A 24006-nucleotide genomic window follows, 5' to 3' on the forward strand; every position below is an offset into this window, starting at 1 on the left:
AATTCTTGAGTTAAGGTTTTCTCCATAATTATTAAACAAAAAGTTTGCCCATATAGCTCAGTGGCAGAGCACTTCCTTGGTAAGGAAGAGGTCGGCGGTTCAATCCCGCTTATGGGCTCCAGTTATGTGTTGTAGAATCTTCAAAGATTCTAAAATAAATTTTGAGTTGAGGAGAACAAAATGGCAAAAGAAAAGTTTGTGAAAAATAAACCTCACGTAAATGTGGGAACAATTGGACACGTAGATCATGGTAAAACAACTTTGAGCGCGGCAATTTCTGCTGTATTGGCAACTAAAGGTCTTGCAGAATTGAGAGACTATGATAATATCGATAATGCGCCAGAGGAAAAAGAAAGAGGGATTACAATTGCGACTTCTCATATTGAGTATGAGACAGAAAATCGACACTATGCACACGTAGATTGTCCTGGACACGCTGACTATGTTAAAAATATGATTACAGGTGCGGCTCAAATGGACGGAGCGATTCTTGTGGTTTCTGCTGCAGATGGTCCTATGCCACAAACACGTGAGCATATCTTATTGTCTCGACAAGTAGGTGTGCATTACATCGTAGTATTCTTGAATAAACAAGATATGGTTGATGATGCAGAATTACTCGAGCTTGTAGAAATGGAAGTGCGTGAATTGCTTAGCCAATATGATTTCCCTGGTGATGATACTCCTATCGTAGCAGGTTCTGCTTTAAAAGCTCTTGAAGAAGCAAAAGCGGGTAATGTAGGTGAATGGGGAGAAAAGGTATTGAAGTTAATGGAAGAAGTTGATAGATATATCCCAACTCCACAACGCGATACTGAAAAAACATTCCTTATGCCTGTTGAAGATGTATTCTCAATTGCTGGTCGTGGAACGGTTGTAACAGGGAGAGTAGAAAGAGGTGTTGTGCAAGTAGGTGATGAAGTAGAAATAGTAGGTCTTCGCGATACTCAGAAAACAACTGTGACAGGTGTTGAAATGTTTAGAAAAGAACTAGACAAAGGTGAAGCGGGAGATAATGTTGGAATCTTATTGAGAGGAACAAAAAAGGAAGAAGTAGAAAGAGGTATGGTTCTTTGTAAGCCTGGCTCAATCACTCCACATAAGAAATTTGAAGGTGAAATTTATGTTTTATCAAAAGATGAAGGTGGGCGACATACACCATTCTTTAAAGGTTATCGACCACAATTCTATGTGCGCACAACTGATGTTACTGGCTCTATTGAATTGCCAAGTGGTGTAGAAATGGTTATGCCTGGTGATAATGTAAAAATCACAGTAGAGCTTATTGCTCCTGTAGCACTTGAAGATGGAACTCGTTTTGCGATTCGTGAGGGTGGCAGAACTGTTGGTTCAGGTGTTGTAACAAAAATTATTGAGTAATAAAGGCTCTATAAATGGCAAAGGGAAACACTATTAAGATAGGACTTAAGTGTTCGGAATGTGGTGATATTAACTATAGCACCACCAAAAATGCAAAAACAAAAACAGAAAAACTGGAGCTCAAGAAGTTTTCTCCTCGTTTGAATAAACACACGATTCACAAGGAAGTAAAACTTAAAAGCTAGACTTTTGGTCTAGCTTAATAGGTCAGTAGCTCCAATGGTAGAGCGTCGGTCTCCAAAACCGAGTGTTGGGGGTTCGAGTCCCTCCTGGCCTGCCACAAAGCTGTAGTGAAAATGTAAGAAAGAGATACAAATGATTAAAAAAATAAAAACCTATTTCCAAAGTGCTAATGAAGAGCGATTAAAAGTTATATTTCCTACAAAAGAACAGATTCGTAATGCGTTTGTATCTGTATTGATTGTGGTAAGTGTGGTTACTTTATTTTTGGCGTTGGTTGATTGGATTTTGTTTCATTCTGTGTCGATTGTTTTGTAAATATTGTAAGAGGTGAAGCTTTGGAGTGGTATGCAATACAAACATATTCTGGTAGTGAAAAATCAGTAGGTGAGGCAATCCGCAATCTTATTATTCAAAATCAGATGCAAGATAGATTTGGTGAGGTAGTTGTGCCTACAGAATCTATTATTGAAACAAAGAAAAAGATTGTAGATAGAAGTTTGTATCCAGGTTATGTGTTTATTAAAGTTGATTTAGATACAAAACTTTGGCATATGATTCAATCTTTGCCTAGAGTAGGGCGTTTTATAGGTGAGAGCAAAAAGCCTACACCTTTAAGTGAAGCTGATATTGCAAAAATCTTAGAAAAGGTAAGGAATCCAAGCGCACCAAAACCAAAGATTTCATTTGAGCAAGGTGAAGTTGTGCGTATTATTGATGGTCCATTTGTAAATTTTACAGGCACAGTAGAGGAATATGACTTAGAACATAAAAAGCTTAAGCTTAATGTTTCTATTTTTGGGCGTAATACTCCTGTTGAAATCTTGTATTCACAAGTGGAAAAAATTATTTAAATTTTGTAAAAAAGAAAGGAATGCACAATGGGTAAGAAAGTTGTTGGTGAGTTAAAATTACAGATTCCAGCAGGGAAAGCAAATCCATCTCCTCCTGTAGGTCCAGCATTAGGACAAAGAGGGGTAAATATTATGGAGTTTTGTAAGGCGTTTAATGAAAAAACAAAGGATATGGGTGATTTTAATATTCCTGTTATTATTACTATTTATCAGGATAAAAGCTTTACTTTTATTACCAAAAAACCTCCAGTAACTGACCTTATTAAAAAGGCGGCAAAGATTACGAAAGGTTCAGACAATCCTCTAAAAAATAAAGTTGGAAAATTAACAAGTAAGCAACTTGAAGAAATTGCTCAAACCAAAATGGAAGATCTCAATGCTTCAGATCTTGAAGCTGCAAGAAAAATTGTGGCAGGAAGTGCAAGAAGTATGGGTATTGAAATCCAAGATTAGATTATGTTGATGGAGTTTGTTTATGGGTAAGAAGATAGCAAAGAGACTACAAACATTGCGAGCAAAGGTAGATTCTCAAAAGATATATGATGTGCAAAGTGGTGTAAGTGCAGTAAAATCTTTAGCTTCAGCTAAATTTGATGAAACTGTTGAAGTAGCATTATGCTTGGGTGTTGATCCTAGACATGCTGACCAAATGATACGTGGTGCTGTAGTTTTACCACATGGAACAGGTAAAAAAGTGCGTGTAGCTGTTTTTGCAAAGGGTATTAAGGCAGATGAAGCAAAAAATGCAGGAGCTAATGTAGTAGGAGCTGATGATTTAGCAGATGAAATCAAAAATGGTAATATTAACTTTGATATCGTAATAGCTACTCCTGATATGATGGCTCTTGTAGGTAAAGTAGGACGTATTTTAGGACCAAAAGGCTTAATGCCAAATCCAAAAACGGGCACAGTTACTATGGATGTTGCGAAAGCAGTTTCTAACGCTAAAAGTGGACAAGTCAATTTTAGAGTTGATAAAAAAGGCATTATCCACGCACCCATTGGCAAAGCATCTTTTCAAGAAGATAAAATTGTAGATAATATGCTTGAGCTTGTGCGAGCTATCAATAAGCTCAAGCCTACTTCTGCAAAGGGTAAATATATTCGCAGTAGCAGTGTATCACTTACGATGAGTCCAGCAATTAAGCTTGATTCTCAAGAACTTATGGATACAAAATAATAATTTTATTTATTTATCTTAGACCAAAGAATATAGGGGCTTAGGCTTAAAATCTACCCTATGTGAGGTTTTGGGCTGAAAGGAGGAGAGATGACTAAGCAAGAAAAGATTCAGATTGTTGAATATTTGAGTTCTGAATTTAAACAGGCTTCAGCCTTTATTGTATGCGATTACAAAGGTTTGCAAGTAAGCCATCTTGAAAAGTTAAGATGTGCTGCAAGAGCTGCAAATATTAAAGTGCAAGTTGTTAAAAATACTTTGGCAAGTATCGCAGTTAAAAATGCGCAGTATCCTGATTTGGAACTTAAAGATACAAATATTTTTCTTTGGGCAGATGATCAAATCGCACTGTCTAAAGTTGTTTGTAAGTTTGCAGATGCTCATAGTGAGCATTTTGTTCTTAAGGTTGGTGTGTTTGAAGGCAAAGTAGTTGATGTTCAACACATCACATCTGTTTCTAAGTTACCAAGCAAAGAAGAGCTTATTGGTATGTTGCTGTCTGTATGGACAGCACCAGCTCGCTATTTTGTTACTGGGCTTGATAACTTGAGAAAACAAAAAGAAGAAAATTAACATAAAAGGAGTGTAAAATGGCAATTTCTAAAGAAGATGTATTGGAATACATTGGGAATCTTTCTGTATTGGAACTTTCGGAACTTGTGAAAGCTTTTGAAGAAAAATTTGGTGTAAGTGCAGCTCCAACAATTGTTGCTGGAGCTGCTGCTGGTGGTGCTGGAGCTGCTGCTGCAGAAGAAAAAACTGAATTTAGTGTAGTGCTTGTTGATGCTGGTTCTAATAAAATCAATGTAATTAAAGCGGTGCGTGAAATTACAGGTTTAGGCTTAAAAGAAGCAAAAGATGCAACTGAACAGACTCCAAGCACATTGAAAGAAGCTGTAAGCAAAGAAGATGCAGAAAACTTCAAGAAAAAGCTTGAGGAAGCAGGAGCAAAAGTCGAGATTAAATAATTTTTGACATTTCCCCGTTAAATTGTAATTGCCAAATCTTAAATTTTAAGGTTTGGCTTTTTTGTATTTATAGAATATTGTAAAAATGCTTTATAATTTCGTTAGTTTTTTTAGAGTATTTTGCTCTTTTTAACAAAAAAAGAAGGATACAACTTATGACACATAACACAAAACTTAAACATAGACTCCGTGCTGATTTTACAAAAAATCCTCAAAGTATTGATGTTCCTAATCTTTTACTGCTTCAAAGAAATAGTTATAATGATTTTCTTTGTGTTGATAATGATAAAGAATCTGGCATTGAGAGGGTATTTAAGTCTGTTTTTCCTATCCAAGATAATCAGAATCGTGTTACACTTGAATATGCAGGGTGTAAGTTTGGCAAACCAAAATATACAACAAATGAAGCGATGGTGCGCGGTGTAACTTATGCGATTTCACTGCAGCTTAAAATTCGCCTTGTGCTTTGGGAAAAAGACGAAAAGACAGGTGAAAGACTTGGTGTAAAAGATGTAAAAGAGCAAAATGTCTTTGTGCGTGATATTCCACTTATGACGGATAGAACAAGTTTTATTATTAATGGTGTTGAACGCGTTGTGGTTAATCAGCTCCATCGTAGTCCAGGTGTAATTTTTAAAGAAGAAGAATCGAGCACTTCATCAAACAAGCTTATTTATACAGGGCAAATTATTCCTGATAGAGGTTCGTGGCTCTATTTTGAATATGATTCTAAAGATGTGCTTTATGCACGTATTAATAAACGTCGTAAAGTTCCTGTAACAATTATTTTGCGTGCTATGGGATATAATAAACAAGATATTCTTAAAATTTTCTATCCTTTGCAGAACGTCAAATACAAAAGTGGCAAATATCTTATTCCATTTGATATAGATAGTATTGGCAATCGTGCAGAATTTGATATTAAAGATGCAAAAGGCAATCTTTTAGTAGCTTCAGGCAAGCGACTTTCAGCTAAAAAAATTAAAGAACTTAAAGAATCAAAAATTGATTTGATTGAATACCCAATTGAGAATCTTGCAAATAAATTTCTTGCAGAGCCGGTAATGAATGCACAAGGTGAAGTAATTTTTGATACATTGACACAGCTTGATGAAAATAAACTTAAAAAGCTCCTTGAATTAAAAATTAATGAATTTGTGGTGGCTAATGATAGTGCTGTTGGCGTGGATAGCTCCATTATCAATTCATTTATTGCAGATTCAGAATCTTTAAAAATGCTTCGCCAAAGTGAAAAAATTGATGATGAAAATGAACTCGCTGCGATTAGAATCTACAAGGTTATGCGTCCGGGTGAGCCTGTAACAAAAGAAGTTGCGAAAAGTTTTGTAAGGCAATTATTTTTTGATTCTGAACGATATGACTTAACTCGTGTCGGTCGTATGAAAATGAATCATAAGCTTCAAATTAATGTGCCTGATTATGTTACGGTGCTTACACACGAGGATATTATTAAAACAATCCAATATCTCCTTAAAGTAAAAAATGGTTTGGGTAAAATCGATGATAGAGATCATTTGGGTAATCGTAGAATCCGCTCTATTGGCGAGCTTTTAGCTAATGAGTTGCATACAGGGCTTGTAAAAATGCAAAAAGCTATCCGCGATAAACTAACTTCTTTAAGTGGCTCATTTGAAACAATGATGCCACACGATTTGATTAATGGTAAGATGATTACAAGCACTATTATGGAGTTTTTCACGGGTGGGCAACTTTCCCAGTTTATGGATCAAACCAACCCACTTTCAGAGGTTACGCATAAACGCCGACTTTCAGCACTTGGTGAGGGCGGACTTGTGAAAGATAGGGTAGGTTTTGAAGCTCGTGATGTGCATCCCACACATTATGGAAGAATCTGTCCGATTGAAACACCAGAAGGGCAAAATATCGGTTTGATTAATACGCTTTCTACCTATACACGTGTTAATGATTTAGGATTTATTGAGGCTCCTTATAAGAAAGTAGAAAATGGTGTTGTTACTAATGAAATTGTATATCTTACAGCCGCTCAAGAGGAAGGTATTGTTATTGCTCCTGCAAGCACAGCAGTAGATAAAGATGGACGTATTGTTGAAGATTTGATTGAAACGCGTAAAGATGGAGAAATTATTCTTAATGAAAAATCTCGCGTGCAACTCATTGACTTAAGTCCTCGTATGCTTGTAGGTGTAGCAGCTTCGCTTATTCCTTTCCTTGAACACGATGACGCTAATAGAGCTCTTATGGGTTCAAATATGCAACGACAAGCTGTTCCTTTACTTAAGCCCGATGCACCTGTGGTAGGGACAGGGATTGAGCAAATCATCGCTCGTGATTCTTGGGAAGCAATTAAAGCCACTCGTAGCGGTATTGTAGAGAGAGTAGATTCTAAAAATATTTATATTCTTGGAGAAGATGATAATGGTGCATATATTGATCATTATCATCTTGGTAAGAATCTCCGCACTAACCAAAACACTTGTTTTTCCCAACAACCCATTGTGCGACAAGGTGATAAAGTAGAGCAGGGGCAAATCATCGCTGATGGTCCGAGTATGGATAATGGTGAATTGGCATTAGGTAAAAATATACGCGTTGCTTTTATGCCGTGGAATGGTTATAACTTTGAAGATGCAATTGTGGTGAGTGAGAAACTTATTAAAGAAGATGCTTTTACATCAATTCATATTTATGAAAAAGAAATAGAAGCACGTGAGCTTAAACATGGACTCGAAGAAATTACAGCTGATATTCCGGGGACAAAAGAATCTGAGACTGCACATCTTGATGAGAGTGGAATAGTTCGCATTGGGACTTATGTAAGCGCAGGTATGATACTTGTAGGAAAGGTTTCTCCTAAGGGTGAAGTAAAGCCTACGCCTGAAGAGCGACTTTTGCGTGCTATTTTTGGTGAAAAAGCAGGACACGTTGTTAATAAATCTCTATATTGTCCGCCTTCACTTGAAGGAACCGTGGTAGATGTAAAAATTTTTACAAAAAAAGGCTATGAAAAAGATGCACGCGCTATAAGTGCTCACGATGAAGAAAAACGAGTGCTTGATATTGAGCATCACGACCGCTTGACAATGATTCAGCAAGAGGAGAGCTTAAGAATCTCGCTTATGCTTTCTAAAGAAAAACTTGCAAGTGATGCAAAAGTTTCTGATAAAGTTTTCAAAAAAGGCACACAGATTTCAAAAGAAGAACTTAATGCGTTTAATCCTTTTACATTAAGCATTCTTCTTAAGAGCTATTCTAAAGAGGTTCAGGCGCGTTATGAGCAAATCAAAACAAATTTTTTAGAACAAAAGAAAACACTTGGCGAAGAACACGAGGAAAAGCTTTCAATTTTAGAAAAAGATGATATTTTACCAAGCGGTGTTGTGAAACTTGTGAAAATTTATATTGCTACAAAACGCAAACTTAAAGTGGGTGATAAGATGGCAGGGCGACACGGAAATAAGGGTATTGTGTCTAATATTGTGCCTATGGTGGATATGCCTTATACTCTTGATGGAGAACCTGTAGATATTGTGCTTAATCCACTTGGTGTGCCCAGTCGTATGAATATTGGACAGATTCTAGAAGTGCATTTGGGACTTGTAGGTAAGAATCTTGGGAAGCAAATTGAGGATATTTTTACTTCACAATCACAACAATGGCTTGATACATTACGCACAAAGATGATTGCAGTTGCTCAAGCTGTGAATCCTAATGATAAATCAATGGTTGATTTTCTTAAGCGTATTGATGATGAAATGTTGATTCATTATGCACGAGATTGGAGCAAGGGTGTAAAATTTGCTATACCTGTATTTGAGGGTATTAAGCAAGAGCAATTTGATAAGCTTTTTGAATTAGCAAAGATTGATACTGATGGTAAAACAGAGCTTTATGATGGTAAAACAGGCGAAAAAATGCGTGAGCGTGTCAATGTAGGCTATATGTATATGCTTAAACTTCATCATTTGGTTGATGAAAAAGTTCATGCAAGAAGCACAGGACCTTATTCATTGGTTACACAGCAGCCTGTGGGTGGAAAGGCGTTGTTTGGTGGGCAACGATTTGGAGAAATGGAGGTATGGGCACTTGAAGCTTATGGTGCAGCTCATACGCTCAAAGAAATGCTGACAATTAAATCTGATGACACAGAAGGTCGAAAATCTGCATATAAGGCAATTACAAAGGGTGAATATGTTGGAGAATCTGAAATACCAGAAACTTTTTATGTTTTAACAAAAGAGCTTCAATCCCTTACACTTGATGTTAATATTTATGGCGATGATGTAGATGAGAATGGTATGCCTCTACCTATTACTATTAAAGAAGATGAACGACCAAAAGATTTTAATTCATTCCAGCTTGTATTGGCAAGTCCAGAGAAGATTCTCTCTTGGAGCCACGGTGAAGTAAAAAAACCTGAAACAATTAACTATCGCACATTAAAACCAGAAAGAGATGGACTATTCTGCACTAAAATTTTTGGTCCAGTACGTGATTATGAGTGTCTTTGTGGTAAATATAAGAAAATGCGTTATAAAGGCGTTATATGCGAAAAATGTGGTGTTGAGGTTACAAAGGCAAAAGTGCGCCGTTCAAGAATGGGGCATATTGAACTTGTTGCACCCGTGGCACATATTTGGTATGTAAGCTCATTGCCTAGCCGTATTGGCACTTTGCTTGGCGTTAAAATGAAAGATTTAGAACGTGTGCTTTATTATGAAGCGTATATTGTAAGATCGCCTGGTGAAGCATTCTACGATAATGAAGGTTCAAAGCCTATTATGAAGTATGATGTATTGAATGAAGAGCAATTCCAAAGCATTAATCAACGCTTTGAACATACAGGTTTTGTCGCTCAAATGGGTGGAGAAGCAATTAAAGAATTACTTGAAGAGCTTGATTTGGTAACGCTTTTAAATACTTTACGTGAAGAGATTCGCTCTACGAATTCAGAAGCGAAGAAAAAAACTATTGTAAAACGTCTTAAAGTTGTAGAAAGCTTCATTAGCTCTGGGAATCGTCCAGAGTGGATGATGCTTACAATATTACCTGTATTGCCACCAGACTTACGTCCTTTAGTTGCGCTTGATGGTGGAAAATTTGCTGTAAGTGATGTGAATGATTTATATCGCCGTGTTATCAATCGTAATCAACGTTTGAAGCGACTTATTGAGCTTGATTCACCAGAGATTATTGTAAGAAATGAAAAAAGAATGCTTCAAGAGGCCGTTGATGCACTTTTTGATAATGGAAGAAACGCAAATGCTGTTAAAGGGGCAAATAAGCGACCTCTTAAATCTTTGTCGGAGATTATCAAAGGAAAACAAGGAAGATTCCGACAGAATCTCCTTGGTAAGCGTGTGGATTTCTCTGGAAGAAGTGTTATTGTTGTGGGACCAAATCTCAAAATGGATCAATGTGGATTGCCTAAAAATATGGCATTAGAACTTTTTAAACCACATTTATTTGCTAAACTTGAAGAGAAGGGCTATGCGACTACACTGAAACAAGCAGTCAAAATGGTTAATCAAAAAACAAATGAAGTGTGGGAGTGTTTGCAAGAAATTGTGAATGGATATCCAGTGCTTCTTAATCGTGCGCCGACTTTGCATAAACAATCTATTCAAGCTTTTCACCCTAAACTTATTGATGGTAAGGCGATTCAGTTACATCCACTTGTATGTTCGGCATTTAATGCAGACTTTGATGGAGACCAAATGGCTGTACATGTGCCTCTTTCACAAGAAGCAATTGCAGAATGTAAAGTTTTGATGCTGAGCTCAATGAATATTTTGCTTCCAGCAAGTGGAAAAGCTGTAGCTGTGCCAAGTCAAGATATGGTTTTGGGCTTGTATTATCTCTCGCTTGAGAAAAAAGGTGTGAAAGGTGAACATAAGATTCTTGCAAGTATTGATGAGATTGTTATGGCTATTGAAATGGGTGAGCTTGATATTAATGCGCGTATTAAGACCGTGTATGAGCGTCGTGTAATTGATACGACTGCTGGGCGTATGATTCTAAGTTCAATTTTGCCTGATTTTGTGCCACTAGGTCTATGGAATAAGACAATGAAGAAAAAAGATATCGGCACATTAATTGATTATGTGTATAAAGAGGGAGGGTTAGGCATTACAGCTACTTTCCTTGATAATCTTAAGAATCTTGGTTTTAAATATGCAACTAAAGCAGGTATTTCTATTTCGGCAGCAGATATTATTATTCCTCAAAATAAAATGTCTATGATTGATGAGGCTAAGGCAAAGATTAAGCAGATTCAAAGCGAATTTGAACAAGGACTCCTTACTGCACAAGAGCGATATAATAAGAGCATTGATATTTGGACAGAAACGAGCGAAGCAATGGGCAAATTAATGATGGAAAAAGTCAAAAATGATAAAGAAGGCTTTAATTCTATCTATATGATGGCAGATTCTGGAGCGAGAGGAAGTGAAGCACAGATTCGTCAGCTTTCTGCTATGAGAGGACTTATGGCAAAACCTGATGGCACGATTATTGAAACACCAATTACTTCAAATTTTAAAGAAGGTTTGAATGTGTTAGAATATTTTAATTCTACACACGGTGCGAGAAAAGGTCTAGCTGATACAGCATTGAAAACAGCGAATGCTGGGTATCTTACAAGAAAGCTTATTGATGTGAGCCAAAATATGAAAGTTACGATTGATGATTGTGGCACACACGAGGGTGTAGAGATTACAGACATCACAGTGGGAAGTGATATGATTGAACCACTTGAAGAACGTGTAGTCGGACGCGTGCTGGCAAGAGACATTATTGACCCTATTACTAATGAGATTCTTTTGAGTGAAGGTGTATTGATTGATAGTGTGATGGCAAGACGTATTAAAGAAGCAAATGTAAAATCTGTAATGATACGCACACCTGTAACTTGTAAAGCACCAAAAGGCGTATGTGCGAAATGCTATGGATTAAATCTTGGTGAATCTAAAATGGTTAAGCCTGGTGAAGCGGTAGGAGTGCTTGCTGCACAAAGTATTGGCGAGCCTGGCACACAGCTCACATTGAGAACATTTCACGTGGGTGGGACAGCAAGTAGAAGCACAGAAGAAAAGCAGATTATTGCAAAGAAAGAGGGCTTTATAAGGTATTATAATATCCGCACTTACACGAATAATAAAGGACAAAAGATTGTAGCAAATCGTAGAAATGCTGCTATTCTTGTTGTTGAGCCGTGTATTAAGGCAGAATTTGATGGAGAGCTTCAAGTAGAAAATGTGCATGATGAAGTGCATATTACAATTATGGGCGACAAAAAGCGTTCCGCAACTTATCGCTTAAGAAAAGATGATGTGGCAAAACAAAATGAACTTGCTGGTGTGTCAGGAAAACTTGAAGGTAAATTGCTTGTGCCTCACGAGAGTGGCTATAAGGTTAAAGCAGGTGGAAGTATCGTAGATACAATTATGGATAGTTGGAATGTGCCAACACGGATTCCATATGGAAGTGAATTAAAAGTTGAGGATAATGCACCAATTTCTCAAAAAATTACTGCAAAAGAAAAAGGTGTTGTGAAATTTTATACACTTCGTGCAGATACACTGGAGCGTAATCACGATGTAAAAGCGGGTATGGTAGTATCTGAAAAAGGTATGTTTGCTGTAATTGCTGATAAAAATGATAGAGAAGCTATTCGTCATTATATAGCACGGACATCTAAGATTCTTGTTGATGATAATAGTGTAGTAGATGTGAATACACTTATTTCTGAGCCTACTTCTACGGAACAAATTATTGTTGCTGAATGGGATGCTTATAGTGAGCCGATTATTGCTGACCAAGCTGGAGTTGTGTCATTTAAGGATATTATTGCTGGACTTACTGTGAGTGAGCAAGAAGATGAGAATACGCATCAGAAAAATCTCGTAATTAACGAGTATATTCCTACGGGTTATAAGCCTATGCTTGTTATTACCACTAAAGATGGTAAGGAAATAAGCTATCGTTTAGAATCTCGTACATCTATTGCTATCAATGATGGTGATAAGGTAGAGGTAGCAGATATTATTGCTAAGGTGCCTAAAGCATTGGCAAAATCTAAAGACATTACAGGTGGTCTCCCACGCGTTACTGAGTTATTTGAAGCACGAAAGCCAAAAAATACAGCTATTCTCTCTGAGCTTGATGGAACAGTGAGTTTTGGTAAGCCAATACGTGGTAAAGAGCGTATTATTGTTACTGCAGCTGATGGTAGAAGTGCAGAATATGTGGTAGATAAGAGCAAGAAGATTCTTGTGCATGAGCAAGAATTTATTCACGCTGGGGAAGCAATGACTGATGGTGTAATCTCAAGCCATGATATTTTGCGTATTAGTGGTGAAAAAGAGCTTCATAAGTATATCGTGAGCGAAGTGCAACAAGTGTATCGTAGGCAAGGTGTGAGTATTGCTGATAAACATATTGAAATCATTGTTTCTCAAATGTTGCGACAAGTTAAGATTGTTGATAGTGGCAATACAAAATTTATTGAGGGTGATTTAGTAAGTAAGCGACATTTCAAAGAGGAAAATGAGAGAATCTTAAATATTGGTGGAGAGCCAGCAATAGCTGAACCTGTATTGCTTGGTATTACCCGTGCCGCTATTGGAAGCGATTCTATTATTTCTGCTGCATCTTTCCAAGAAACAACAAAAGTGCTAACAGAAGCAAGTATTGCAGCCAAAAAAGATACGCTTGATGACCTTAAAGAAAATGTTGTTCTTGGTCGTATGATACCTGTGGGAACGGGCTTGTATAAGAATAAAAAATTCAATTACAAGTATGAAGAACAAGGGGACGAGGATAATGAGGAAGAATAGAGAATTTTTCCTCGTTTCTAAGAGAAATAAAAGTTTTTATTGGGTAAAATCCCGCATTTTTAATTTTGTGTAAAGGAAATATCAGTGCCAACCATAAATCAGCTTATTAGAAAAGAAAGAAAGAAGGTTATTCGCAAGACAAAGTCTCCAGCATTGTTAGAATGCCCACAGAGAAGAGGAGTATGCACACGTGTTTATACTACTACACCTAAGAAACCAAACTCCGCACTCAGAAAAGTTGCTAAAGTAAAGCTCACTTCTAAGGTAGAAGTCATTAGTTATATTCCTGGTGAAGGGCATAATCTTCAAGAGCACTCTATTGTTCTTGTAAGAGGTGGGCGTGTAAAAGACTTACCGGGTGTAAAGTATCACATCATTCGTGGTGCATTAGATACCGCAGGTGTTGCTAAAAGAAGTGTCTCTCGTAGTAAGTATGGTGCTAAAAAAGCTAAAGCCGGTGGCGATAAAAAATAGATAAGGATAGAGAATGAGAAGAAGAAAGGCTCCTGTAAGAGAAGTTTTGGGTGATCCAATTTACAATAATAAGGTAGTAACAAAATTTATCAATAAAATGATGCTTGATGGCAAAAAGAGTGTGAGTGAAAAAATTATTTATGCTGCATTTGATAAAATTGAAGAAAAAAGTGGTGAAAAAGGGATTGAAATTTTTGAAAAAGCACTTGAACGCGTTAAACCTCTTGTAGAAGTAAGAAGTCGGCGTGTTGGTGGAGCAACATATCAAGTGCCTGTGGAAGTGCGTCCAGCACGTCAGCAATCTCTTTGTATTCGTTGGTTGCTTGAAGCTACACGCAAGAGAAATGAACGCACAATGGTAGAACGTTTAGCAAGTGAGCTTGTAGATGCTGCAAATGATAGGGGAGCGGCTTTTAAGAAAAAAGAAGATGTACATAAGATGGCTGAAGCAAACAAGGCTTTTGCACACTATCGTTGGTAGTATAAAGGAAAGACAATGGCAAGAAAAACTCCTTTAGCAAGAATTAGGAATATTGGTATTGCTGCACATATTGACGCAGGTAAAACAACAACTTCAGAGAGAATCTTGTTTTATACAGGTGTAAGTCATAAAATTGGTGAAGTGCATGATGGTGCAGCAACTATGGACTGGATGGAGCAAGAAAAAGAACGAGGAATCACAATTACTTCTGCTACCACAACTTGTTTTTGGCGAGATTATCAAATTAATCTTATTGACACACCCGGACACGTCGATTTTACTATTGAAGTAGAACGTTCTATGCGTGTCCTTGACGGAGCAGTTGCTGTATTTTGTTCTGTTGGTGGTGTGCAACCTCAAAGTGAAACTGTATGGAGGCAAGCCAATAAATATGGTGTGCCTCGTATGGTGTTTGTTAATAAAATGGATAGAATTGGTGCTAACTTTTATAATGTTGAAAGTCAAATCAAACAACGTTTAAAAGCTAATCCTGTGCCTATTAATATTCCTATTGGTGCAGAAGAAAACTTTAAAGGTGTAGTTGATTTAGTTCAAATGAAAGCCATTGTGTGGAATGATGAATCAATGGGTGCAAAGTATGATGTCGAAGAAATCCCTGCTGAATTTGTAGAAAAAGCAAATGAATATCGAGAAAAGCTCCTTGAGGCTGCAGCAGAACAAGATGAAGCTTTAATGGAAAAATATCTTGGTGGTGAGGAATTAAGTGTTGAGGAAATTAAAAAAGGTATTAAGATTGGTTGTTTAAATATGAGTCTTATTCCTATGCTTTGTGGTTCAAGTTTTAAAAACAAAGGCGTGCAAACACTTCTTGATGCAGTGGTTGATTATCTTCCTGCTCCTACTGAAGTCGCAGAGATTAAGGGTATTGATCCTAAAACTGAAGAAGAACTAAGTGTAGAGTCTAGTGATAATGGTGCCTTTGCAGGGTTAGCATTTAAAATTATGACCGACCCATTTGTAGGGCAGCTTACTTTTGTGCGTGCATATCGTGGTAAATTAGAATCTGGTAGCTATGTGCTTAACTCTACGAAGGGCAAGAAAGAGCGTGTAGGACGACTTTTAAAAATGCACTCTAATAAACGTGAGGATATTAAAGAAATTTATGCAGGAGAAATTTGTGCATTTGTGGGCTTGAAAGATACGATTACTGGTGATACGCTTTGCGATGAAAAAGTGCCTGTAATTTTAGAGCGTATGGATTTTCCAGAACCTGTGATTCAGATTGCAGTGGAACCAAAAACAAAAGCTGACCAAGAGAAAATGTCTATCGCGCTTGGCAAACTTGCTGAAGAAGATCCAAGTTTTAGAGTAAGCACTCACGAAGAAACAGGGCAAACACTCATTGGTGGTATGGGTGAGCTTCACTTAGAGATTATCGTTGATAGATTAAAACGTGAATTTAAAGTTGAAGCAGAAGTAGGTGAGCCACAAGTTGCCTTTAGAGAGACTATTCGCACTGCAGTTGAGCAAGAATGTAAATATGCAAAACAATCAGGTGGGCGCGGACAATATGGACATGTGCATATTAGGCTTGAGCCAAAAGAGCCGGGTGAGGGCTATGAATTTGTGAATAATATTAGTGGTGGGGTTATTCCAAAAGAATATATTCCGGCAGTTGATAAGGGTATCCAAGAGGCAATGCAAAATGGTGTTCTTGCAGGATACCCTGTGGTAGATTTTAAAATAACACTTTATGATGGAAGTTATCATGATGTGGATTCATCTGAAATGGCATTTAAAATTGCCGGCTCTATGGCATTTAAAGATGCTTGCCGAAAGGCAAATGCTGTGCTATTAGAGCCTATGATGAAGGTTGAGGTGGAGGTCCCTGAAGAATATATGGGTGATGTTATAGGGGATTTAAACAGAAGGCGAGGACAAATCAATTCAATGGACGATCGTATGGGATTGAAAATTGTAAATGCTTTTGTGCCTTTAGCTGAAATGTTTGGATATTCTACTGACTTACGTTCAGCTACACAGGGTAGAGGCACATATACAATGGAATTTGACCATTATGGTGAAGTGCCAAGTAATGTTGCCAAAGAGATTATCGAAAAGAGAAAGGGTTAATGATGAAAAAGTTGATTTTTGTTCTAGGTTTAGGTTTGGTGTTTGCAGCGTGTGGAAATAAAGATGATGCAGCAAAAGACGAGGTTTCAGCTCCTGTTGAAGTTATAGAGGAATTAGAAGTTGTTACTCCTGTGGAAGAGGTAAAAGATGATAAAGCAGAAACTACTCAAGAAGTAGGTGAAGCTACCACAGAATCCACAGAAGAAGCAAAAGATGAGGAAACTCCAAAAGAGGAAGCAGCTCAGTAATTTGATTTTTCTCCTGCACCCTGCAGGAGAAAATAAAAGGATATATTATGTATAAATTTCTCCTTGTTTGTGTTGTTGCGCTATTTTGTGCTTGTTCTAATGAAAAAAACAAAGAAGGCAATGAAGCACCTGTTTTTCAATCCAATCAAGCTCCACTGCCTATTAAGCAACCATCTTTAGAAGACAACATACAGACAGAGACAAGTATCCCACAAGATTCGCAGATCCAAGATACACAGAGTGTAGAACCTAAATCTAATGTAGATGAGAAAAAGCAGGAAGTTGCTACGTCAGATGCGGCAACACTTTATGCTCGATGTGCAGCTTGTCACGGAAAAGATGGTAAAAGTGTTGCACCTGGAAGCGTGGGTAATGTGCTTATTGCTTCAATGAATAAAGCTCAAGTAATAGAATCACTCAAAGGTTTTCGTGCAAGAACACTTAGTAGAGGTGGCAACTCAGTGATAATGTATATGCAGACAAAGAATCTTAGTGACAAAGATATTGAGGCATTAGCAACATATATTGATTCATTTTAAATTTTGTAATTTTGTATATGAATTTTCTTCTTTGATATAACCTTTTTAATATATTCTTCTATTTTTTCTTTGTATGGAATCTTTATGGTATTATGTTTTAAGTATGTAATTGTGAAATAAAACAATACACTAGCGCATCTAGATTTTTATCTATAAAAAGCATTTATATTCTTTTTTGAGTGGGGGAGGGAGAAATGTTATAGAGTAAAGGTAGTGATTTTATAGAGAGATATGCTATTATTGAAAGCTTTTAGGATCATCTACAACTTTTAAAAGCCAAATTTTATGTATTTTATTTGTTAAGCGATAAATTCCTAAATGAAGTCTTTAAAGCTATTGAGTATGTAAGAGGTTAAGATTTAAAGAGTGGAAAGATCATTAATTTAGCTCAATCTTTACACTCTATCAAGTTCATATATGATAGGAAGTCTAATTTTTGTTGTTTCGCTTAAACGTGGGAAATCATTCTGTGCTTTTTTAATGGCATTAATGGCAGCAACATTAAAAGGGTCGTGCGAACAAGGTTTAACAAGTCGGATATTTGCCACCTTACCATCTTTGTAAATAATAAACTCCACCACCACTTCACCTTCTAAACCTCGTTTTCTTGCCATTGGCGGGTATTTGTTTTTGCGGTCAATGGCACGTTGAATTTTAGAAAAAAGCTCATCTTCGCTTCCTGCATGAAATGAAAGTGTCTGGATTCTATCTCCTTCTTCTATTTTTTCATCAGGTTTAGCTTTTGGAGTTTTACTTGAAGCAAGTGATTCTTCCTCTTTTTTGGCAAATTTTCCGTGTTCTTTAACAAATTCTTTGTGATACTTCTTTTTTTTATGTATTATAGGTTTGGGTTGAGGATTCTCTACTTCTTGGTTAGATGGAGTTTGAAAGGTAGCTAAGGCAAGTGTGGTAATATAATCACCATTTTGTGCCAAATCAGAGTTATGGAAATGTTTATAAAATGCTGTTACAAGGCAAAGATGAAACACAAAACTAAGTATAAAAGCTATTTTGTTGGGTGTGAGAAAAGTATCTTGCTTGTTTTTTTGATAAGTTTGTTCCAAACTTAGATTATGCATATTTTGATACTGATTATTTGGATTTGGTTGAAATACCGAAGTTTTCATGTCCCTTCTCCTTTAAAATATCTACTACTTGAACAAAAGTTTCAAATTTAGCATTTTTATCACTTTTGAGCTGAATGAGTGTTTTATTGTCGATAGCACTTATCTCATTTTTAAGAGATTCCATATCGGTAACTTTATCGTTAAAATAAATAATATTTTGTTCATCAATTGTAATTATACTTGGTTTTTCGTGTTTATCTAGTTGATTTTGACTTGCATAAGGGAGCTCGACTTTGATTTGTCCTTGTGCGATAAATGTAGATACGCTAAGCACAATAGCCAAAAGCACAAGCATTACATCAATAAATGGGACGATATTCAAACCATCTTTTTTTGGGATTCTCATATTTTATCTCTCATTTGTGGATTTTTGAGTAAGTTTATAACGATTGAGTTGCACATCCATTTTACGCACAAAGCAATTATAGACAATTAAGGTGGGGATTGCCACTACCAAACCAAGAGCAGTTGCCTTAAGTGCGGTTGATAGTCCTACCATAATGCTTTGAGCGTCCATTCCTCCATTCATACCCATATCATAAAATGTAATCATAATTCCTATCACTGTGCCTAAAAGTCCAACATAAGGAGCATTGGAATAAATAATATAAAGCGCGGTAAGATTCTTGCTTAGTGCTTCTTCAAGTGCTTCTTCATTTGGATAGTCTGCAGGGTTCAAGCGTATAAAAAATATTAGTCTTTCGCAGCTAAACCATACACTTAAAAAACTCATAAAACCAAGAATAGCAAAAATAATGTGATCTATATAATCTTTAAGAAATTCCATAATGACTCCAATTAAAGTTAAATCATTTAAGTGCCGCATATTATAAAAATCATTCTTAAAATAAGATTATAATTACTTTTAATTTTTCTTAAATTCACACTTCAGTCTTTTTACGCTAAAATTTTTGAAGTTTTAGTTTAAGGAGGCATCATAATGAAATCTAATATTATCCGTTTTAGTGTATCTTTACCACAGAATCTCCTTGTTACTCTTGATGAGCGTCTTACCCACAAAGGTTATTCTTCACGATCAGAAATCGTGCGAGATATGATACGTGAAAAGCTCAATGAAGAAATATGGAGTAATAGCGCAGAAAATACACAGGGTGTAGCAGTTTTAACAATTATTTATGACCATCATCAACGCGAATTAAATCAAAGAATGATTGATATTCAACATACTAACACCCATAGCGGCAATGTAGAGATTCTATGTAATACACACGTGCATTTAGACCATAATAATTGCCTTGAAACAATTATTTTGCGTGGCAAGGGGAGCAATATTGAAAAGATTAGTATTGAGATTGGTGGTTTAAAGGGTGTAAAGTTCTCAAAACTCACTCGTGCAAGTCGTTTTGAGTAACTAAGCAATGGTGAAAACTATACAGAATACTGCTCAAGGTTTATTTATAGCACTTTATGGAGGGAGCTTTGATCCATTGCACTATGCTCATTTGGAAATTATCCATATTTTGTGTGAAAACCCTATGTATAAGCAGATTATTCTTATGCCAAATTACCGCAATCCACTTAAAAATCATTCATTTTTTGAACCCTTTGAGCGATTAGAGATGTGTAGAATCCTTGCTAATGAGATAAATGATACTATAGAAAATAAAAAGTATGCTTCTATTATTGTAAGTGATTATGAGGTGTGTCAAAAAAAGAGTGTATTTAGTGTGCAAAGTGTAGCTTTTATAAAAGAGCAAATGGCGCATAAGTATCCGAATATACCTCTTGTTTTTGTGCTGGGAGAAGATAGCTTTAGGAATCTAGGGCAGTGGAAAGATGTAGAGAAATTATGCGAAATGGTAGATTTTGTGCTTATAGAGCGTGAAATCTCTCAAGAAGATTCTCAAAAATTATCCCATATTGTTCCTTATGCGCGTGTAATTGAGCGTTTGAACTTACCTTCTCACATAGCATATTATTCATCAAGTTATGTGCGTTCTTTACTTCAAAGCAATCATATTGATGAGGCTTTAGAGTTTATCCCTCAATGTTTGCATACTTTTATCAAAACCCATATAAAACTTTAGGTTATAATAGCTTTTATATTTTAAGAAGTAAAGGAGTATAGTTGGCAGAATTACAAATACAACAGAGAGTTAATCGTATAATTACGCTTTTAGAAGATAAAAAAGGTGAGGATATTGAAGTATTTGATTTGAGGGGTAAGGATTATATTGTAGATAAAGTTATAATTGTGAGTGCAATGATAGGGAAGCATTCTTTTGCACTGCTTGATTATCTTAAAAGTGAGTTAAAGCCTCAAGGAGAGATATTTTATGCTACTGAAGAAGAGAGCGAAGATTGGGTGATTGCAGATTTAGGAGATATTATGATTCATATTTTTACGCCCAATCATCGTAAAAAGTTTAACTTAGAGGAATTTTTACACTCATTTCTTAGCAAAAAATAACAATGTTTTTACGATTTGTTCTGCAAGGTATGCTGTTTGTATGTGCTTTTAGTGCAGATATTATTGTGCCTTTGCAAGATGAAGCATTTGGGCAAGATACTCTTAATACACAGCAGTTAGATTTTTCTTTAAAATCTAATGCTATTAAGCAGGATAAGCAAAATCCCATTACTCAAAGTGTATCTTTGCATTATCTTAATGCGTATATGCGCCATCACCAATTTGCCATATCTGTCAATGGCGTAGGCTTAGAATATCATAGAATCTTAGCCAATAGTGAAAGAAGTGATGTGCTTTTGTCTGTGCAGACAAATTTTACCAAAGCCTCACTCAAGCCAGAATCCTGCGTATTTTCTCATACAAATACGCAGGATTCTGATTCTATCTCATCTGATGCAAATTTTCAAATTGGCACATTAGCACAACTTGATATTTTATTTGCACAAAGTGATAGAGGCTACCATTTGCTAGGATTTGAGCTAGGTTTTGCTTTTTCCTTGCCCGCTCATCTTGCTGGAGGTATTTCTGGTGTAGAGTTTGATGAGCAAAGTATGCTTTTAAATGTTGATTATGGGTATAGTTTTAACTTTGGTAAATATGCCTTAATACCTTTTGTGCGTTTGGAAAGTTATGCGTTTTTTCCGACTAGCGAGAGCAAGAATCGCTCTTTTATTGATAGCGGTTTTAATATGCTTGTAGGAGCAAAGAATATTTGGGATACGCGCTATTTTGAGGGTGCATTGAGCTTTGGGGCTTTGAGTGATTTAAATTTATCAAGTTCTGGTGTTGGTGTGTTGGCAAATGGGGTAATAGTCTATGATAGATTAGGTATGAGTAATGGAATCTTTAGCGAGATAAGCATTGGTATTTTAGAATCTAAAAATTTTCATTTACTAGCAAAATCAAATTTTTCTTATATGCTTTCTTATTATGAGTTAAATTGGCAAAATAGTTTAAGTGCATTGTTTAGATTCTAAGTAATATAGAATCTCGTAGATTGAGCTAGATTTTAATAAAAATCAAACGATTGTTTAATTTTTATTAAAGAAATGAAATTATATTTTGACTAAATTTTGGTATTCGATAAATGGGGCTTATGATGAAAATATATTTATGTATATTGAGTTTTATTTCTATAATGTGGGCTAATGAATCTAACAATGCAACCCAAATGCATAATATAGAATCTTATATGAAATTAGCACGAGAAAATTATCCACTTTATAAAAATACACAGCTTTTAGATAAGGCTTTAGCCCTTTCACTTACACAGCTCAATATGCACTTTATCCCACATTTGCGTTTTAGTGGCAAAGCATCTTATCAAAGTGAGGTTACCACACTTCCTTTTACTGCTTTAAACAACTTTAGTTTTGATTATAAGCCACTCAATAAAGACCAATATCAATTCGTTCTTGAGCTTGCACAACCTGTGCTTGATATGGGACATTTTGCTAAAAAAGATAGCATTAAGGCGCAGTATGCCACACAAAAAGCAGATGTAAGCATTAGCCTTTATAAGATTGGACAATCTGTGATTAATCAATTTTTTGCCTTAGCTTTAATAAATGAGCAAATAAGCCAAAATGAGATTCATATAGAGGAGCTTAATAAAAATTTAAAGAATCTGAATGTGCTTTATAGGAATGGTGCGATAGAAAAAGAGGCATTAAGTAAAATAAATATCGAGATTTTAAATGCTCAAAAAATTGCACAAGAGCTTCAAAGTCAAAAAGAAGTAGTGATAAATACACTTTCTTTGCTTACTGCATATCAAGTGAGTGATAATCCACTTTTGCCTGATTTTGAGGAGCAAAAGGAATTTTTGCAAAGTGTGCAACATTATATTCAAGAAGAAAATATCAAAGATTCTGTTTTTACCTATCGTCCTGAAAATATATTTTTTGCTCTCAAGGATTTAGAGATAAGGACACAAAAAAAGTTAGAAAATGCTAAGAATCTACCTTATATTGATTTATTTGTGCAGGGTGGATATGCAAATCCCGGGCTTAATTTTCTAAAGGGTGCTTTTTCGTCTTATTATATAGCTGGTGTGCGTATAAATTGGGATTTTAGTAATCTCTACTCTAAATCACAGCAAAATGAACTCATCAAAAATCAATCCTTGCGCCTCAACGCACAAAAAGAGGAATTTAATCTTAATAATAAAATCACACTTAATAAACATATAAAAGACACAAATAATCTCCTTATGCAAATGAAAGAAAATGATGAGATTGTGGCTTTGCGGGAGAGTATTTTGCGCACACAAGAAGTGAAGCTTAGAAATGGTATGTTGAGTATTAATGATTTCATCACGGATATTAATAATTTAAATCTTGCTAAATTACAGCAAAACTATACAAAAATTGAGTTTCTTATGCAGATTTATAATATCAAACAGATTCTTAATGTGTGGCATTATGATGAGGCTCAATAAATGGAAGGATTTATAATGAAGTTGATAATAATGATATGTATGGGATTATGTTTTATTGCGTGTGGTGATAGCAAAAAGTTTGATGCAATGGGTATTTTTGAAAGTGATGAGATACTTATATCTTCTGAAATAAGTGGGAAAATCCTAGACTTTAATGTAAAAGAGGGCGATAAGCTAACAAATGGAGAGTTGCTCGGGCACATTGATAGTTTGCAACTTGAATTAAAGGAGAAAAAGATTCAGCTTGAGCTCCAAAATGCCTTAATAGAGCAGAAGCGATTTGAAAAGCTTTATCAAGCAAATGCTGGGACAAAACAGAATCTTGATAATGCAAATTTAAAAGTCTCGCTTTTAGAGCAAGAGCTCCAAATACTTCAAGATCAAATAGAGCGTGCGCAAATTCGCTCACCCATTGATGGAGTCGTGTTAGAAAAATACGCATTCAGTGGGGAACTTAGCACACCAAATAAGATTCTATTGCGTGTGGCAGATACGCAGACTTTGCGTCTTAAAGCCTATGTTAATAGTGTGGATTTAAGTCGTTTAAAACTTGGTGATGAAGTGAGGGTTTTTAGTGATTTTGGAAAAGAGTATAAAGAATATAAGGGCATTATTACTTGGATAGCAAGCGAGGCGGAATTTACTCCTAAAACGATAATGACAAAAGATGAGCGTGAGAATCTTGTATATGCCGTAAAAGTAGATGTGCAAAATGATGGATATTTAAAAATTGGCTCATATGGGGAGATTATTTTAGAGAGTGAAAAATAAGG

Annotated in this window: 23 protein-coding genes and 2 tRNA genes; 22 read left to right on the top strand and 3 right to left on the bottom strand. The window is 35.9% G+C overall.

The window, feature by feature from the left end; all coding sequences use genetic code 11:
• Window positions 1–46: 46 nt before the first annotated feature.
• The 16 genes from LS65_RS08400 (at window position 47) to LS65_RS10455 (ending at window position 17235) form a co-directional block, all read left to right on the top strand.
• Window positions 47–121, top strand: a tRNA-Thr gene (locus LS65_RS08400).
• A 59-nt stretch (window positions 122–180) separates the two neighbouring features.
• Window positions 181–1380 (top strand): elongation factor Tu, encoded by a 1200-nt coding sequence (tuf, locus tag LS65_RS08405; RefSeq protein ID WP_034360452.1) that lies wholly within the window; start codon window positions 181–183, stop codon window positions 1378–1380.
• A gap of 14 nt (window positions 1381–1394) precedes the next feature.
• Window positions 1395–1565, top strand: a complete 171-nt coding sequence (gene rpmG, locus LS65_RS08410; protein ID WP_034360449.1) for a 50S ribosomal protein L33 — start codon at window positions 1395–1397, stop codon at window positions 1563–1565.
• Window positions 1566–1584: 19 nt separating this feature from the next.
• Window positions 1585–1660, top strand: a tRNA-Trp gene (locus LS65_RS08415).
• Between the two features lie 38 nt (window positions 1661–1698).
• Complete coding sequence (gene secE, locus LS65_RS08420) at window positions 1699–1878, top strand: preprotein translocase subunit SecE (RefSeq protein ID WP_034361747.1); 180 nt, start codon at window positions 1699–1701, stop codon at window positions 1876–1878.
• Window positions 1879–1898: 20 nt separating this feature from the next.
• The gene (nusG, locus tag LS65_RS08425; RefSeq protein WP_034360446.1) at window positions 1899–2414 is read left to right on the top strand and encodes a transcription termination/antitermination protein NusG; all 516 of its coding nucleotides are present in this window, start codon (window positions 1899–1901) and stop codon (window positions 2412–2414) included.
• 27 nt (window positions 2415–2441) lie between these two features.
• Window positions 2442–2867 (top strand): 50S ribosomal protein L11, encoded by a 426-nt coding sequence (gene rplK / locus LS65_RS08430; protein ID WP_034360443.1) that lies wholly within the window; start codon window positions 2442–2444, stop codon window positions 2865–2867.
• Window positions 2868–2889: 22 nt separating this feature from the next.
• Window positions 2890–3594 (top strand): 50S ribosomal protein L1, encoded by a 705-nt coding sequence (rplA, locus tag LS65_RS08435; RefSeq protein WP_034360439.1) that lies wholly within the window; start codon window positions 2890–2892, stop codon window positions 3592–3594.
• 90 nt (window positions 3595–3684) lie between these two features.
• Window positions 3685–4167, top strand: coding sequence for a 50S ribosomal protein L10 (gene rplJ, locus LS65_RS08440; RefSeq protein ID WP_034360437.1), 483 nt, complete (start codon window positions 3685–3687; stop codon window positions 4165–4167).
• Window positions 4168–4184: 17 nt separating this feature from the next.
• Window positions 4185–4562, top strand: a complete 378-nt coding sequence (gene rplL, locus LS65_RS08445) for a 50S ribosomal protein L7/L12 (protein ID WP_034360434.1) — start codon at window positions 4185–4187, stop codon at window positions 4560–4562.
• 155 nt (window positions 4563–4717) lie between these two features.
• Window positions 4718–13399 (top strand): DNA-directed RNA polymerase subunit beta/beta', encoded by an 8682-nt coding sequence (locus LS65_RS08450; RefSeq protein ID WP_034360431.1) that lies wholly within the window; start codon window positions 4718–4720, stop codon window positions 13397–13399.
• A gap of 84 nt (window positions 13400–13483) precedes the next feature.
• A complete protein-coding gene (gene rpsL / locus LS65_RS08455; RefSeq protein WP_002955409.1) occupies window positions 13484–13873 on the top strand; it encodes a 30S ribosomal protein S12 in 390 nt (129 codons plus the stop codon).
• A 13-nt stretch (window positions 13874–13886) separates the two neighbouring features.
• Window positions 13887–14354 (top strand): 30S ribosomal protein S7, encoded by a 468-nt coding sequence (gene rpsG, locus LS65_RS08460; protein ID WP_034360428.1) that lies wholly within the window; start codon window positions 13887–13889, stop codon window positions 14352–14354.
• Window positions 14355–14369: 15 nt separating this feature from the next.
• A complete protein-coding gene (gene fusA / locus LS65_RS08465; protein ID WP_034360426.1) occupies window positions 14370–16448 on the top strand; it encodes an elongation factor G in 2079 nt (692 codons plus the stop codon).
• 2 nt (window positions 16449–16450) lie between these two features.
• Window positions 16451–16696 carry a hypothetical protein gene (locus LS65_RS08470; RefSeq protein WP_034360421.1) on the top strand — a complete coding sequence of 82 codons (246 nt, stop codon included), beginning with the start codon at window positions 16451–16453 and terminating at the stop codon, window positions 16694–16696.
• Window positions 16697–16743: 47 nt separating this feature from the next.
• Window positions 16744–17235, top strand: a complete 492-nt coding sequence (locus tag LS65_RS10455) for a c-type cytochrome (protein WP_034360418.1) — start codon at window positions 16744–16746, stop codon at window positions 17233–17235.
• A gap of 395 nt (window positions 17236–17630) precedes the next feature.
• On the opposite strand, the gene LS65_RS08480 is transcribed toward LS65_RS10455, so the two are convergent.
• Genes LS65_RS08480 through exbB form a run of 3 tightly spaced genes read right to left on the bottom strand, consistent with a single transcriptional unit; the run spans window position 17631 to window position 19149 of the window.
• Window positions 17631–18362: an energy transducer TonB gene (locus tag LS65_RS08480; RefSeq protein ID WP_084707871.1), complete on the bottom strand. Its 732-nt coding sequence runs from the start codon at window positions 18360–18362 to the stop codon at window positions 17631–17633.
• Complete coding sequence (gene exbD, locus LS65_RS08485; protein ID WP_034360415.1) at window positions 18328–18708, bottom strand: TonB system transport protein ExbD; 381 nt, start codon at window positions 18706–18708, stop codon at window positions 18328–18330. Before exbD ends, LS65_RS08480 begins: the two co-directional genes overlap by 35 nt.
• A gap of 3 nt (window positions 18709–18711) precedes the next feature.
• Window positions 18712–19149, bottom strand: a complete 438-nt coding sequence (gene exbB / locus LS65_RS08490) for a TonB-system energizer ExbB (protein ID WP_034360412.1) — start codon at window positions 19147–19149, stop codon at window positions 18712–18714.
• A 153-nt stretch (window positions 19150–19302) separates the two neighbouring features.
• Between exbB and nikR the strand changes: the two genes are divergently transcribed.
• The 6 genes from nikR (at window position 19303) to LS65_RS08520 (ending at window position 24004) form a co-directional block, all read left to right on the top strand.
• Complete coding sequence (gene nikR, locus LS65_RS08495; RefSeq protein WP_034360409.1) at window positions 19303–19734, top strand: nickel-responsive transcriptional regulator NikR; 432 nt, start codon at window positions 19303–19305, stop codon at window positions 19732–19734.
• 7 nt (window positions 19735–19741) lie between these two features.
• Window positions 19742–20410 carry a nicotinate-nicotinamide nucleotide adenylyltransferase gene (locus tag LS65_RS08500; protein WP_052060945.1) on the top strand — a complete coding sequence of 223 codons (669 nt, stop codon included), beginning with the start codon at window positions 19742–19744 and terminating at the stop codon, window positions 20408–20410.
• Window positions 20411–20451: 41 nt separating this feature from the next.
• The gene (rsfS, locus tag LS65_RS08505) at window positions 20452–20793 is read left to right on the top strand and encodes a ribosome silencing factor (protein WP_034360406.1); all 342 of its coding nucleotides are present in this window, start codon (window positions 20452–20454) and stop codon (window positions 20791–20793) included.
• A gap of 2 nt (window positions 20794–20795) precedes the next feature.
• Complete coding sequence (locus tag LS65_RS08510; protein ID WP_034360404.1) at window positions 20796–21770, top strand: hypothetical protein; 975 nt, start codon at window positions 20796–20798, stop codon at window positions 21768–21770.
• A 122-nt stretch (window positions 21771–21892) separates the two neighbouring features.
• Window positions 21893–23233: a TolC family protein gene (locus tag LS65_RS08515; protein ID WP_034360401.1), complete on the top strand. Its 1341-nt coding sequence runs from the start codon at window positions 21893–21895 to the stop codon at window positions 23231–23233.
• Between the two features lie 15 nt (window positions 23234–23248).
• Window positions 23249–24004 carry an HlyD family secretion protein gene (locus LS65_RS08520; protein WP_034360398.1) on the top strand — a complete coding sequence of 252 codons (756 nt, stop codon included), beginning with the start codon at window positions 23249–23251 and terminating at the stop codon, window positions 24002–24004.
• The last annotated feature ends 2 nt before the right edge of the window (window positions 24005–24006 follow it).

Origin of the sequence: Helicobacter japonicus (assembly GCF_000762845.2) — a bacterium.
GTDB classification, from domain to species: domain Bacteria; phylum Campylobacterota; class Campylobacteria; order Campylobacterales; family Helicobacteraceae; genus Helicobacter_C; species Helicobacter_C japonicus.

Excerpts from the sequence above, each read along its gene's own strand:
- tuf (WP_034360452.1), top strand. The coding sequence starts at position 181 with ATGGCAAAAGAAAAGTTTGTGAAAAATAAACCTCACGTAAATGTGGGA.
- rpmG (WP_034360449.1), top strand. The coding sequence starts at position 1,395 with ATGGCAAAGGGAAACACTATTAAGATAGGACTTAAGTGTTCGGAATGT.
- rplK (WP_034360443.1), top strand. The coding sequence starts at position 2,442 with ATGGGTAAGAAAGTTGTTGGTGAGTTAAAATTACAGATTCCAGCAGGG.
- rplA (WP_034360439.1), top strand. The coding sequence starts at position 2,890 with ATGGGTAAGAAGATAGCAAAGAGACTACAAACATTGCGAGCAAAGGTA.
- rplJ (WP_034360437.1), top strand. The coding sequence starts at position 3,685 with ATGACTAAGCAAGAAAAGATTCAGATTGTTGAATATTTGAGTTCTGAA.
- rplL (WP_034360434.1), top strand. The coding sequence starts at position 4,185 with ATGGCAATTTCTAAAGAAGATGTATTGGAATACATTGGGAATCTTTCT.
- LS65_RS08450 (WP_034360431.1), top strand. The coding sequence starts at position 4,718 with ATGACACATAACACAAAACTTAAACATAGACTCCGTGCTGATTTTACA.
- rpsG (WP_034360428.1), top strand. The coding sequence starts at position 13,887 with ATGAGAAGAAGAAAGGCTCCTGTAAGAGAAGTTTTGGGTGATCCAATT.
- fusA (WP_034360426.1), top strand. The coding sequence starts at position 14,370 with ATGGCAAGAAAAACTCCTTTAGCAAGAATTAGGAATATTGGTATTGCT.
- LS65_RS08470 (WP_034360421.1), top strand. The coding sequence starts at position 16,451 with ATGAAAAAGTTGATTTTTGTTCTAGGTTTAGGTTTGGTGTTTGCAGCG.
- LS65_RS10455 (WP_034360418.1), top strand. The coding sequence starts at position 16,744 with ATGTATAAATTTCTCCTTGTTTGTGTTGTTGCGCTATTTTGTGCTTGT.
- LS65_RS08480 (WP_084707871.1), bottom strand. The coding sequence starts at position 18,362 with ATGAAAACTTCGGTATTTCAACCAAATCCAAATAATCAGTATCAAAAT.
- exbD (WP_034360415.1), bottom strand. The coding sequence starts at position 18,708 with ATGAGAATCCCAAAAAAAGATGGTTTGAATATCGTCCCATTTATTGAT.
- exbB (WP_034360412.1), bottom strand. The coding sequence starts at position 19,149 with ATGGAATTTCTTAAAGATTATATAGATCACATTATTTTTGCTATTCTT.
- nikR (WP_034360409.1), top strand. The coding sequence starts at position 19,303 with ATGAAATCTAATATTATCCGTTTTAGTGTATCTTTACCACAGAATCTC.
- LS65_RS08500 (WP_052060945.1), top strand. The coding sequence starts at position 19,742 with ATGGTGAAAACTATACAGAATACTGCTCAAGGTTTATTTATAGCACTT.
- LS65_RS08510 (WP_034360404.1), top strand. The coding sequence starts at position 20,796 with ATGTTTTTACGATTTGTTCTGCAAGGTATGCTGTTTGTATGTGCTTTT.
- LS65_RS08515 (WP_034360401.1), top strand. The coding sequence starts at position 21,893 with ATGAAAATATATTTATGTATATTGAGTTTTATTTCTATAATGTGGGCT.
- LS65_RS08520 (WP_034360398.1), top strand. The coding sequence starts at position 23,249 with ATGAAGTTGATAATAATGATATGTATGGGATTATGTTTTATTGCGTGT.